Raw genomic sequence first — 12,509 nt, 5'->3', positions numbered from 1 at the left:
GACGCATGAGCGTGGTTCTACTGAAAAGACTTACCAGAATAATTTAAATTCGGCATTAAAATCTAGAATTGAAGAAAAAATAAACCGGGGGGCGGTAGTTTAAAAAAACTGAAACAGCGTCATATTGGGGAGCATGGCGCCAGTTCCAGTTTTTACAAATCAGTTTTTTTACTGATTTTATTAAACTCTTTATCTGTTTTGTTAATTTGGGAGTAATCTTGTGCTCTCTTATTTACTAGATTTTCTTTAGCAATTTTTTCCTCTTTTAAGTTTTTATTCAGCATTAAATCGGTAAACAATCTTTTGCTTTCGTACTCAAGATATTCGGTTAAAGATTTAATTTTTAGGTCAATTAAATCTAAAGGAAGAAAGTCAGCAATAAACTCTTTTTCTATAGCCACTGCTTCACCAATAATTTGCTGTATTTTTTTGTCTGAAATTTCTTCTAAAAGGTGATCTCTAAAAAGTTGAACTGCAAAATCCCTGTGTAAGGCTTTATCGCGGTAAATAAGCTCATAGGTATAGCAAAGCCCCGGTATTAAACCGCAATTTTTTATCCAGAAAATAGTAGCAAAACTACTATAGGAAAAAATACTTTTTGCAGTAGCTAGAGCTACTAATTTTTCGGCAAAAGAGCTGCTATTAGACCATTTTTTTATCCATTCTTCCCTGGCTGATGTAGCAGGTATTTTTTGAATGTCTTTAAAAACATCTTCTTGTTGAGTTGTATTAAAAAAGGAATTTAAACACATACTATAGGCTTCGGTATGTGTATTTTCCATAACCAGTTGTAAATCCAGAAAGGATCTAGCCTCAGGAAGATTAATCTTATTGCTAATTTTTTTGGTTAAACTGCTTAGGTTTCTTTCGGCAGAAAGAATTAAACCAAGAACTTTATTAAGAAACAGGCGTTTCTCTCCATTTAATTCTTCCCAGGATAATAAATCTTTTTGAATATCTATTTGTCCCGCAGTCCAAAAATTAGCTTCAATAGCTTTATAGGCATCCCAAATATCGTTGTGTTTCACAGGAAATATTACAAATCTGTCTTTGTTATCCCGTAGCAAGGGCTCCTGTTTACTCATTTAAGTGGGGGTGTTACCGTTTATTTATTGGATTGGCAACAAATATTAGAAAAAATTCTCATTCTGCTAATATGCTTTGTTTAATATTTTTATAAAGTTTTCAACACAAAAAACTAATAATTAGTAGTTTGTATAGCCTGATATGGCTAATATCGTAAGAAATATGATTTATATATGTTGAAAAGTATGAAATAAAACAAACGTTAAAACCCCCATATAGATTACTATTGGGGGCGTAAATTTACAATCTTACTTTTCTGAAGAAAAATACCAGTTAATTTCTGAAGGGGTATTTTCAATTTGTTGTATCTCTGTAGTTTTAGGATAAATTTTTCCTGAAGAATCTTCAAAAACTTCAGTAATATGGTATTCAATAAGATTCCATCCTTTTTTTAGCTCTAAAGAATAATTTTCTGAAGCTTTAAAACTTTCATTTTGCGCCTGGGTGAATGTCGTATTAATGCAGGTGCCTTTTACAGTAGCCGGTTCGTCAAGATATGTCCATTCTAAGTACTTCCCGGTACCGCTATTTTCTTCACCGTAAGTAAAGAAATAATCGGCAATAGCTTTTTTGGAGGCGGGCATAAGTAAACCCAAAATTTCTTTCTTTGCTTTAAACACCACAAGCTGTTTTGGTAAACTACTTAAGTTGGTTTCTCCATTATTATATGATAAACCACCAGATAGGCATGAGAAAGTTCCGGAAACGGTTTTTAAAGATGCCTGCCAACCTTCTGGAGATTTTTCCTGTTCTTTCTCCATTTGTGTTTTCATTTTCTGAAGAAAATTTGGTTGCAATTCAATCGTTAGATTTCCATTTTTGTCTATAACACCAAATTCCTGGACGCTACCTGAAATAAAATCCAGCACTCCAATTTTGGCACTACCATATTCCCAGTTTTCTACCTTAGTTTCAATTAGATTTTGAGAAAGCGCATTAAAACTAAACAGAAAACAGACTATTAAGTTTATAATTAAAGTTTTCATTTTTTAAATATTAGCAAACCATTTCTCAAACTGATGCCCAAGTATTGGTACCGGTTTTGTTTTATGATTAATAGCATTTATAAGCCCCATTATCCATAAATACAACAGGAATATTGAACCGAGAAAACTAAGAATCCATCCCAATATTGGGATCATTCCAATAATAAAAAGCCCTAAACTAAGTATTACCAATCCCAGGGATTGTTTAATGTGGAATGCTGCAAATTCGTCTTTTTTATCGTTATTTAAAACAAAGGCTACCACCAGCCCAATAATGGTTAAATAGGCAATAATAGCTATGGTTTTAGGGTCAAAAGTACTTTTCGCTTCGTTGGATTGGTGTGTGTTTGAATTCTCCATAATCTTATATATTATTTAGATGCGCCCAGGGCAGCATAATTTTCTTTATTTATTGAAAAAGATTTTTTCTCAAGGCCGGTACAACGCATAGTGGTATTATGATCGCTATTATTTTTGTCTATCATTATCATTTCCATCATTAAAGCATCGCCATCTTCCAGCCAGTCTGCATTCCATCTTTTTGGAATATTGCTTTTTTCGTCACTATACATGTTGGCAAAACTAATAGGAGCTTCCCGGGTGAGGTAAAAAGTAAACTTGTGTTCTTCTGTTTCGGTTTCATAGCCCTGGCATTCATACCCCAGAATATTTTTTGTGCCAATTTTCTTTAATTCTGAATTTTCGTAAGGATTAGTTTCTTCTTCAGTATTGTTAAGGTTTATTTTACTGGCGGTAATAAAGTTAGTGTCATCTGAAGAGAGGTACATAACGGTAAGTTTCCTATCCATATCCAGCACCATAAACATACCTTCGGCTTGCGGCACCCGCATTCCAAAATAGGGTGCATCTTCTTTAAGAAGATAGGTCATATCTACATTGCCATCTTTAGTTTCCATATTTAACTGGTACTCCCAGTTAAAATCGTAAGATTGCGGAACTTCACTAACATCTACCCGGTTAGCACCCATTGGGATAGGGCTATTTTTAAGATCGGTTTCCCACATTTTGTTGAGAGACTTGTTAGCTTCATTTGCAGCTTTATTAGAAATATTTTCAGTAACTGCATGTTCAACTTTTTTTTCTACTTTTTCTTTTAATTTCTTTAAAAATTGGGCCTCTGTAGTAGAAACACATAATAAAAGAGAGCACCCTAATAGAATAAGTTTTTTCATAATATAAATTTTAGGTTATCAATAAATTGTAACTAAACTACCTTGAACCAGGCCCAAGGCATTCATTAAAACCATTGTTTAATTTTCGAGGCAGGCCTCGGAGCATTTAAATCTCGATTATCGAGTAAATGCTTAGGGTTAGGGGCGAAAATTTAAAAATGTAGGGGAATAACTAAATACCGGTTTAGAGGGTGAGCACCGGATAAATTAGGGGTGAAATTCAAAAATTGAATATACGAAATCTTTTAGAATATTTAAAATAATATCCTGCCAATCAAATGGATAAGAAGTAATTCCAGTATTTAAAGGTCTTTAGCAGCTGCTTCCAGTTGATTGTACCAATCTTCGCCAAATTTTCTAATAAGTGCGTCTTTGGTGAATTTATAAACCGGTACCTGAAGTTCGGCACCCAAACTGCAGGCATCATCACAAATTTGCCATTTATGATAATTTACCGCAGAAAATTCTGAGTATTCCTGGATCCTAATTGGGTATAAGTGGCAGGAAATAGGTTTTTTAAAATCAATATCCCCCTGGTTGTAGGCTTCTTCAATTCCGCAGAGTGCAATACCGTTATCATCAAAAGTAACGTAGGCACAATCGGCACCATCTATTAACGGAGTTTCAATTTCGTCAAGATCGGTGGTGATATAGGTACCTTGTTTTTCTATGGCATCTATCCCTTTTTGTCTCAAATAAGGTTTTACTTTAGGATAAATTTCGTCTAGAATTTGGCGTTCTTCTGGTGTTACCGGTGCCCCGGCATCGCCGTCTACACAGCAAGCACCTTTGCAGGCTGAAAGGTTACACACAAAATCTTTGGTTAAGATCTCTTCTGAAACTATGGTTTTTCCTATTTGAAACATAGCCGCAAATATAAATTTAACTTGTTTGATTTAGAAAGTTTTACCTAAAATTTCTATTATGATTTTTTCAACCTGAAATTTTTCAGCGATAATTTCAAAAAATAGATAGTCAAAATTAAAAAATTCGGTTTTATGAATGAAAAAGCCAAAATTTTTAAAAGGCAAAACCTATCCCTATGTTCGCTATGAGCCCAGAAAATAGTAAATTATAGGGTTTCACTTCAGAATCAAATTCAAAATTTATAGTTTCCCTGCTGCCATCGTTATACACCTTTGTGGCTTCTACATGGTCTGGTAAAGAGGAGAAAGAGTAACCTACTTCGGGTCTAAAATAGAATAAACCACCTAGTTTTGCACCCAACTTAATATTCATTGAACCGTGAGAAGCATCTAAAATATCCCTGGAATCTTCATAGTGAACAGTTCCTTTAATATTAATATTGCCATAGCTTAAGCCTCCATATAAACCTCTGCCGGGTTTAAAAAAATAATAATTTAATCCGCCTTCTATGTAGGTGTAATTAAGTTCGTCGTTATTAGATGCGTCCACTTGCTCTTCTCCAACGAGCCAATCAGACTTTATATTAGAATAATCTACACTAACCGCTAATTTTTCATTAAGAAGTGGCGTGACATATTCAAGGTTTCCACCAATAATAGTGGGAAAGCCAATTTTGGCGCCAATTCTTATTGGTCTAAGCTTTTTTTCTTTTGCTGAATTTTCATTTAAAGAAATAGCTTCCTGTGCGTGGAGATTTGCAAAACCGAACATAACTACACATACAATTAGAATATTTAAACTTCTTTTCATCTTTAAAATTCGTGGATTTAAAAATTTCACATAAAATACCTAAAAGAATATCTTCTTATTTCTTAAAAAAAAAAGTACTTGAATTAAGAAAATGGGGTGTGGGGAAGGGTAAAAATATTTTAATTTGAATATGCTTCAAATACCTGATTATGGGTATTTTTTGGCAAATATTATCGAAAATATTTAGCCCTTTAAGTTGAAATTAATCTAGGTTGAAATCACTATAAAAGTGTGCCTCAATTTTAATAAAAATTTTACCTGTTAATTCCTTGATGCTGTGTTTTTAAAAATTAATTTTGCGCAAAATTTTTCAAAAAGTGAGTTATGTGGAAATTACTCGATGCAAAACAAATTTTTACCGCCGGAATGATTCTTTTTGCGGTAATTGATATTATTGGAAGTATCCCTATTATTATAGACCTGAGAAGAAAAGTAGGCCATATTCAAAGTGAAAAAGCTTCGGTGGTCGCAGGTATTATTATGATTGTCTTCTTGTTTGTTGGAAAGGAGATTTTGAATTTAATTGGGATAGATGTAAACTCATTTGCCGTGGCAGGAGCGTTTATCTTGTTCTTCCTGGCTCTGGAAATGATTTTAGGAATTACACTTTATAAAGACGATGAACCCGAAACCGCTTCTGTAGTTCCGCTTGCGTTTCCCTTAATTGCTGGTGCAGGTACACTTACTACCCTGGTTTCGCTGCAAGCAGAATATGAAACGGTAAATATCATTGTAGCTATACTTATCAATATTATCTTTGTATACGTGGTACTAAAATCGTCTACCAAAATGGAGAAAGTTTTAGGTAGCCAGGGAATTAGTGTAATTAGAAAAGTATTCGGCGTAATTTTGCTGGCTATTGCCGTAAAATTATTCGCCACAAACATTCAGAGTTTATTTTCATGAAGTTATTTATTTATACCGTAATTTTTTTAGCTGTAGTCATAATTGGTTACAGCGCAACTGTTTTAAATTTTGATGATCTTTTAAAAGGCGATAGCGCAACCGCTGTACTGGTTATTGTTGGAAGCCTTTGCGTAATTATTCTTATGGGGATTTTATTAACCTCCAGAAGTATTGCGAAAAAGCATAATTTTTAATATGAAATTTGATGTTCTTATTATTGGCGGTGGCGCAGCAGGAATGTCTTGCGCACTTATCTTAGGATCTGCACTGCAAAATAATATTATTACCAATAAAAAGGTAGCCTTGCTTACACACCAAAAAGCTTCGCATTTAAATTCGGCGCTCTTAAATAATGTTTTGGGGGTTGTGCCGGGAACTTCAGGACAACAAATTCTAACAGAAGGAATTCTACATTTGGAAGAACAATATCCTGAAATTGAACAATTAGCGAAAGAAAAAGTAAAAGAGATTATTCATATAACTGAAGGTTTCAGTGTAATTACCAACAAAAATACATACGAAGCCGAAAATGTAGTGCTTGCAACAGGTTACACCAGTCCTTTTAGAATTAAAGGTTTGGAAGAGGAAGTTATTCCGCATAAAAAAGCTAAAGCTTCTAAAGATCGTATTCAGTTAAAAAATGAAGATCATTTAGTAAAACCGGGATTGTATGTAGCCGGTAGTCTAGCTGGTTGGCGCAGTCAATTTTCTATAGCCTGTGGTAGTGGTGCAAGTGTAGCTACAGATATTTTAAGTGTATGGAAAGGAGAGCATACTAAAGTACACGATAAGCTTTTATAGCATAAAATAGCCGGTAACCATTAAAGGAATAGAAAGTAGCATTAGAATTAAGCAGGTACGATGCAATCTTCTATAAAAAAGGGCAAGCCTTAATTTCTCTTTGAATTCTTTATCCTGAGTTTTTTTAATCTGATTTTTAATAGAAGTAACCGAAACGTTTGCAGAAGTAACCAGAATATCTTTTTGTAAAAAGAGAAGTGCGCTATTATCTAAAAGCCGGAAACTCACCGCAATTATGAAGAAAAATAGCGGGGAAACGGTTAAAAAAATTATAAAGTTTTCATGATTCGCACTCACGCATGCAAGCTATTAATTTTTTTGCGATAATTCAAGAATTTTCTCAATGGCAGGATCATTTTCGTTAATTAGTTTTTCAAAAGCCGTGGTGCCGTAGAGCTGTTGGGCAATTACCGCTTTTAGATACTGCTTTAATAAAGTGGTATGGTTATTTACATTAAGCCTAATATTTCCATTCCCAACAAATCTTACAAAATCCTGCACCATTTCGTTAGAGATTGTAACTTTTTCATCAAACTCTTCCCGCTTTACATTATTGTAAAAAGTACGGTTTTCTTCGAGGACATTAAATATAAACCGGCTCATATACCCGCCGTGTAAAAGAAGCTTTATATTGTTTCTTTCATTATCACTGTCTTGCGGAATAAACACATCGGGAATTATCCCTCCACCGCCATAAACCACTTTTCCTTTAGGTGTTTCATACCTAAGTGAATCATCTACATTTATGCTGTCGGCGCTATTGAGCTCCCCATTTTTATAGCGTCGCATATAATCTTTAAAATAACTCTCATTACCGTTATCATATGGCTTTTGTATAGAACGGCCCGTTGGGGTGTAATATCGTGCAATGGTTAATCTTACCGCGCTGCCATCGCCCAAATCCATTTCACGTTGCACAAGGCCTTTACCGTAAGACCTGCGACCTACAATGGTACCACGGTCGTTATCCTGTAGTGCGCCGGCCACAACTTCACTTGCCGAAGCTGAATTTTCATTAATAAGAACAAAAAGATCTCCATTCTCTAAAAGACCTTTTCTTCGGGAAAAAGTTTCTTCAACCGAGCCGCTTTTATTTTTGGTGTAAAGAATTAATTTATCGTCTTCCAGGAATTCATCTACAATCTTAATCGCTTCTGAAAGATAACCGCCAGGATTGTCTCTAAGGTCTAGGGCTATTTGATTAGCGCCTTCTTTCTTGAGCTTTTTCAAGGCGTTTTGAAATTCTTTATAGGTAGTTTCAGAAAATCTGTTCACTTTAATATAACCTAAATCTGGCGATAACATATAAGCAGCATCTACACTTTTTAAAGGTACGCGACCACGTTTCACTTTAAAGGTGAGTAAATCTTTGATTCCTTTTCTTTTAACTTTAAGTGTTACGCGAGAATCTTCTTCCCCTTTTAGGTGTTTTGTAAGCGAATCGTTAGTAATATCTTTATTAAAAAGGGGAGTGCCATCGGCATATAAAATACGGTCGCCACCGCGAATTCCTATTTTTTCACTGGGCCCGCCTTCCAGGGCCTGTATTACCACTACGGTATCGTTAACATTATAAAAACTAACTCCAATGCCTACAAAGTCGCCCTGCATATTTTCTATTACGCCGGCATATTCCTCTTTTGGAATATACACCGAATGCGGATCAAGATTTTCCAGGATTCTATTTACCGTAATATCTACAATACTATCAGTATTTACATCGTCTACATACTCATAGTCTATGTAGTCTATAAGTCGGTTGAGTTTTTGTTTTTTAGGGTTTGAAGAAAAAAGGGCATCAGAAGAAGAAAAATCCAGTTTTCCGCCCAGCAAAACGCCGGCGGCGCAAGCTGTAGCAAGAAGAATAGGAATTAATATTTTTTGCCTGGTATTCAACCTTCTAAATCGTTAATTTGTTCAAGGGTGACTCCTGCTTTTTCAAGAAAATCCAGTCCGGAATTATCTTTATAATCTATATGATAAACCAACCTGGTAATTCCTGCCTGGTGAATTAATTTACTGCATTCTTTACAGGGAGACATTGTGATATAAAGTGTTGCCCCATTACAGGATTGCGTAGATCCTGCAACTTTTAAAATAGCATTGGCTTCAGCGTGAAGCACGTACCATTTTGTGTAACCTTCGTCATCTTCACAATAATTTTCAAATCCTGTTGGAGTGCCGTTGTAACCATCAGAAATTATCATTCTATCTTTTACAATAACTGCGCCAACCTGCTTTCTTTTACAATGCGATAATTTACTCCATTCGCGGGCAATTCTCAAATATGCCTTATCGTACTTTAATTGTTTTTTCTTATCCATATTAGCGCTATAATCCGGCTTTTTTAGACGAAATATTTCGCCTTATTTTTAATTCACTAATTTATTAAATAGCCTGAAAATTTTCCTGGAGAATTGGTAAAATAATACCAATTACTATGGCTGAAGTTACTAAGATCCAGTCCCTTTTGGAAACCGAGAAGATATTTTGGGCAATAAAACCAAGAATTATTACAGCAATAACTACAATAACCTGCGCAGCTTCTATACCAAGTGCGAATTCTAAAAGTGGTAGAAATTTGCTTTCGGTATTTGAAGCTACCATTTTAAAATATGAAGAAAATCCAAGTCCATGAATTAAGCCGAAGAAAACCGTTGTAAAATATAACGGATTATGATTTTTATTACGTTCTTTTTTACTTGCTGTGATAATATTGTAGAGAGCTGTGAGAATAATTGTAATAGGAATTAACAATTCTACCCAGGCTGAATCTACTTTTACAATTTCGTAAACCGAAAGAAATAAAGCTAAAGTGTGGCCAATGGTAAATAGGGTTACCAGCCATAGAATTCGTTTCCAGCTGCTAAAGGTATAAGCGGCAACAAGTACAATAAGAAATAAAATATGGTCGTAAGCCTGCCAGTCAAGAACGTGTTCCAGACCTAATCTAAAGTACAGCCAGAATTGGGACATATCAAAAATATTAGAAAAACCCGAAAGTACAACTTATTCAGAATATTGCAAAAGCTTTTGCGGCTCTTAGTTTTAAGCCCAAATGCGTTATAAAATGGCATTACATGAGCCGTTTTTTGAGATGATTTTTTTAGAAAATTATCACTTCCTGTTTTTTTTATGAAATAAGGAAAATAGACGTTTGTTAATTGTTGAGGTATTTCTTCTAAAAACTCAACATTAACGTTGATTTAAAGAGTGTTGAATAAGATTTTAGGTAGTTTTGTTTGTTAAATAGATTGCGAAATAAAACCTGAATTTGTTCACAGCTAAAAAAAAGACTATGAAGAAGAATCTAATGAATATGCAGTGTCTTGATATTTATCTTTCCTCTTTAAGCCAGGAAGAATATGAAGAAATTGAAGACGAAATTACTGTTTCTGATATTAAGGTGATGCCTCTTCGCAGCTGGGATATTTATAACGAGCATTTTGCAGAACAACTATTGAATTTAAAACAGGAAAAAGCAATTAAGTCGTTTAAAAAATTAGCCAAAAAATTTGACTGGAAAAACAACTGGAAAGAAGTATTTCAAAACAAATCTTTTGATGCTTTGGTTTTAACAAATCAGGAAGCCAAAATCCAGTGGGTGAGTGAAGGTTTTACCGATATGACTGGTTATAGCAGCAAATTTGCGATAAATAAAACACCCCATTTTTTACAGGGAAAAGAAACCGATAGGGCTGTTTTAAACCGAATTAAACACAAATTATCACGAGATGAACCTTTTACTGAAGTTTTGGTAAACTATAAAAAAGATAAAACTCCTTATAAGTGCGAGATTAGCGTTATTCCCTTGATAAATGACAGAATCACTCATTATTTAGCCCTGGAGCGGCAGGCCTAAACCTTTCGTCTTTTATTAAATTTTTGTAATTTCTGAATAAGAAATCAGAGTTATGAAAAAAACCATCCAGAATATTGAAATTGAAGTTTTTCAAGGAGATATAGCTAATCTACCCAATGTGGAAGCTGTGGTAAATGCTGCCAATGCACAACTCACCACAGGAGGCGGCGTGGCAGGGGCAATTCATCGTGCTGCCGGCCCAAAACTTTATGAAGAATGCAAACCACTTGCACCTATCGCTCCCGGTGAAGCAGTAATTACCGGCGCTTATAATTTACCCAATAAGTATGTAATTCATTGTTTAGGGCCGGTTTACGGTAAAGATAAATCTGAAAATAAGCTGCTGGAAAACTGCTATAAAAATGTTTTAAAACGAGCAGAAGAGAAGAAAGTAAAGTCTGTTGCTTTTCCTGCAATTTCTACCGGCGCTTTTGGTTACCCTATAAAAGAAGCAACAAAGATCAGTTTTAATACAATTTTAGCCGAAATCCCTAAACTTAAACACTTGCAAAAGCTTAAATTTGTGCTATTCAGTGAAGCAGATCTCGAAATTTACGAAACTATGCTTGCTGAAATGTAAACCAACCAAGCTATGCTAGATTTCTCCGCTACTTATACCGATCAGTATCAACTGGCGATGTCACAGGTGTATTTTAAAAAGGGCCAAAAAGACCATACCGCAATTTTTGATTATTATTTCAGAAAACTTCCTTATAACGGTGGGTACGCGATTTTTGCCGGACTTCAGGATTTACTGAAGATCATTGAAAATTTAAAATTCAACGATAAAGACCTGGAGTACCTTAAAAAACAGGATTTTGATGATGATTTTCTGCAATATCTCAAAGATTTTAAATTCCACGGTAATATTTATTCAGTTCAGGAAGGGGACGTGGTTTTTCCCACACGGCCTATTTTGCAGGTAGAAGCCAATATTATTGAAGCGCAAATTATTGAAACCATCCTACTTAATTTACTCAATTTTCAAACTTTAATAGCTACTAAAGCCAGCCGAATTAAACTGGTTTCAGGAGAAAGAACTTTACTGGATTTTGGTTTAAGAAGAGCGCAGGGACCCGGGGGTTATTATGCCACTCGTGCCGCAATTATTGGCGGTTTTAACGGGACCAGTAATGTAATTGCAGGAAGAGATTTTAATATTCCGGTTTCGGGAACCATGGCGCATTCTTTTATTCAGAGTTATGATGATGAAATCACCGCATTTAGGGATTTTGCTGAGGGTAGACCAAAAGACTGTGTTCTGCTGGTAGATACTTACGATACGCTTAAAAGTGGTGTGCCTAACGCGATTACAGTCGCCAAGGAAATGGAAGATCGCGGCGAAAAATTGATGGCTATTAGGCTTGATAGTGGAGATTTAGCTTATCTCTCCAAACAAAGCAGAAAAATGCTGGACGAGGCCGGACTCGATTACGTGAAAATTGCAGCTTCCAATCAATTAGAAGAAAATGTGATAAAAAGTTTGCTGGAACAGGGCGCCAGGATAGATGTTTTTGGTGTGGGAACCAATCTTGTTATTGGAAGTCCAGATGCCGCTTTAGACGGAGTTTACAAACTGGCTTATTCCAACGGAAAACCAAGAATCAAAATTTCAGAAAGTATTGTAAAGGTTACGCTTCCGCATAAAAAACAGGTATATCGTTTAAGAGATACTGAAGGCAACTGCGTGGGTGGAGATTTGGTCACTCTTTTTGAAGAAGAAAATATTAAAAATATGATTCATCCTTTTGAGCCTTATAAACAAATGAAAGTTGATGGTTTAGAAAAAGAAGCATTGTTGAAACCGGTTATGGAAAACGGGAAGAATAAACTGGAAAAGAAATCGCTTCAGGAAATTGCAGAATATAGTAAAAACCGTCTGGCAGAACTTTCTATAGAGTATAAGCGTTTTAATAATCCGCATATATATAAAGTGGGAATTAGTGAAGCATTAAAAGCCGAACGTGATAAATTAATAGCATCTTTTAAAAATTAGTT

General features: G+C 35.0%; 16 protein-coding genes. 6 read left to right on the top strand and 10 right to left on the bottom strand.

Annotated features, from left to right (window positions below; all coding sequences use genetic code 11):
* Nucleotides 1-152: 152 nt before the first annotated feature.
* The 6 genes from J0871_RS03160 to J0871_RS03135 form a co-directional block, all read right to left on the bottom strand.
* Nucleotides 153-1,085 carry a ribonucleotide-diphosphate reductase subunit beta gene (locus J0871_RS03160; protein ID WP_208223358.1) on the bottom strand — a complete coding sequence of 311 codons (933 nt, stop codon included), beginning with the start codon at nucleotides 1,083-1,085 and terminating at the stop codon, nucleotides 153-155.
* A gap of 249 nt (nucleotides 1,086-1,334) precedes the next feature.
* The gene (locus J0871_RS03155; protein ID WP_208223356.1) at nucleotides 1,335-2,072 is read right to left on the bottom strand and encodes a hypothetical protein; all 738 of its coding nucleotides are present in this window, start codon (nucleotides 2,070-2,072) and stop codon (nucleotides 1,335-1,337) included.
* A 3-nt stretch (nucleotides 2,073-2,075) separates the two neighbouring features.
* Nucleotides 2,076-2,432 carry a hypothetical protein gene (locus J0871_RS03150; RefSeq protein WP_208223354.1) on the bottom strand — a complete coding sequence of 119 codons (357 nt, stop codon included), beginning with the start codon at nucleotides 2,430-2,432 and terminating at the stop codon, nucleotides 2,076-2,078.
* 11 nt (nucleotides 2,433-2,443) lie between these two features.
* Entirely contained in the window at nucleotides 2,444-3,265 is an 822-nt protein-coding gene (locus J0871_RS03145; protein ID WP_208223352.1) for a DUF4412 domain-containing protein, read from the bottom strand.
* Between the two features lie 302 nt (nucleotides 3,266-3,567).
* Nucleotides 3,568-4,131: a DUF3109 family protein gene (locus J0871_RS03140; RefSeq protein ID WP_075325235.1), complete on the bottom strand. Its 564-nt coding sequence runs from the start codon at nucleotides 4,129-4,131 to the stop codon at nucleotides 3,568-3,570.
* A 154-nt stretch (nucleotides 4,132-4,285) separates the two neighbouring features.
* Complete coding sequence (locus tag J0871_RS03135; protein WP_208223350.1) at nucleotides 4,286-4,942, bottom strand: hypothetical protein; 657 nt, start codon at nucleotides 4,940-4,942, stop codon at nucleotides 4,286-4,288.
* Between the two features lie 324 nt (nucleotides 4,943-5,266).
* On the opposite strand from J0871_RS03135, the gene J0871_RS03130 reads away from it, so the two are divergent.
* The 3 genes from J0871_RS03130 to J0871_RS03120 are packed head-to-tail and all read left to right on the top strand — an operon-like array spanning nucleotide 5,267 to nucleotide 6,649.
* Complete coding sequence (locus tag J0871_RS03130) at nucleotides 5,267-5,848, top strand: MarC family protein (RefSeq protein WP_075325233.1); 582 nt, start codon at nucleotides 5,267-5,269, stop codon at nucleotides 5,846-5,848.
* Nucleotides 5,845-6,042, top strand: a complete 198-nt coding sequence (locus J0871_RS03125) for a hypothetical protein (protein ID WP_208223348.1) — start codon at nucleotides 5,845-5,847, stop codon at nucleotides 6,040-6,042. Before J0871_RS03130 ends, J0871_RS03125 begins: the two co-directional genes overlap by 4 nt.
* 1 nt (nucleotide 6,043) lies before the next feature.
* Entirely contained in the window at nucleotides 6,044-6,649 is a 606-nt protein-coding gene (locus J0871_RS03120; protein WP_208223346.1) for an FAD-dependent oxidoreductase, read from the top strand.
* On the opposite strand, the gene J0871_RS03115 is transcribed toward J0871_RS03120, so the two are convergent.
* The 4 genes from J0871_RS03115 to J0871_RS03100 form a co-directional block, all read right to left on the bottom strand.
* Entirely contained in the window at nucleotides 6,644-6,946 is a 303-nt protein-coding gene (locus J0871_RS03115; protein WP_208223344.1) for a hypothetical protein, read from the bottom strand. The two genes, J0871_RS03120 and J0871_RS03115, sit on opposite strands and share 6 nt — an antisense overlap.
* A 12-nt stretch (nucleotides 6,947-6,958) precedes the next feature.
* Nucleotides 6,959-8,545, bottom strand: a complete 1,587-nt coding sequence (locus J0871_RS03110; protein ID WP_208223342.1) for a S41 family peptidase — start codon at nucleotides 8,543-8,545, stop codon at nucleotides 6,959-6,961.
* On the bottom strand, nucleotides 8,542-8,973 hold the full coding sequence (locus J0871_RS03105) for a dCMP deaminase family protein (protein WP_208223341.1): 432 nt from the start codon (nucleotides 8,971-8,973) through the stop codon (nucleotides 8,542-8,544). Before J0871_RS03105 ends, J0871_RS03110 begins: the two co-directional genes overlap by 4 nt.
* A gap of 64 nt (nucleotides 8,974-9,037) precedes the next feature.
* Nucleotides 9,038-9,625, bottom strand: coding sequence for a HupE/UreJ family protein (locus J0871_RS03100; protein WP_075325227.1), 588 nt, complete (start codon nucleotides 9,623-9,625; stop codon nucleotides 9,038-9,040).
* A 322-nt stretch (nucleotides 9,626-9,947) separates the two neighbouring features.
* Here J0871_RS03100 and J0871_RS03095 point away from each other — a divergent pair, with 322 nt between their 5' ends.
* Genes J0871_RS03095 through J0871_RS03085 form a run of 3 tightly spaced genes read left to right on the top strand, consistent with a single transcriptional unit; the run spans nucleotide 9,948 to nucleotide 12,507 of the window.
* Nucleotides 9,948-10,511: a PAS domain-containing protein gene (locus J0871_RS03095; protein WP_208223340.1), complete on the top strand. Its 564-nt coding sequence runs from the start codon at nucleotides 9,948-9,950 to the stop codon at nucleotides 10,509-10,511.
* A gap of 52 nt (nucleotides 10,512-10,563) precedes the next feature.
* The gene (locus J0871_RS03090; RefSeq protein ID WP_208223339.1) at nucleotides 10,564-11,091 is read left to right on the top strand and encodes a macro domain-containing protein; all 528 of its coding nucleotides are present in this window, start codon (nucleotides 10,564-10,566) and stop codon (nucleotides 11,089-11,091) included.
* Between the two features lie 12 nt (nucleotides 11,092-11,103).
* On the top strand, nucleotides 11,104-12,507 hold the full coding sequence (locus J0871_RS03085; protein WP_208223338.1) for a nicotinate phosphoribosyltransferase: 1,404 nt from the start codon (nucleotides 11,104-11,106) through the stop codon (nucleotides 12,505-12,507).
* The last annotated feature ends 2 nt before the right edge of the window (nucleotides 12,508-12,509 follow it).

Source organism: Salegentibacter sp. BDJ18, from assembly GCF_017579965.1.
Taxonomy (GTDB): Bacteria; Bacteroidota; Bacteroidia; order Flavobacteriales; family Flavobacteriaceae; genus Salegentibacter.
The sequence above is the reverse complement of the archived record's forward strand: the minus strand, read 5'-3'. Positions and strand labels throughout refer to the sequence as shown.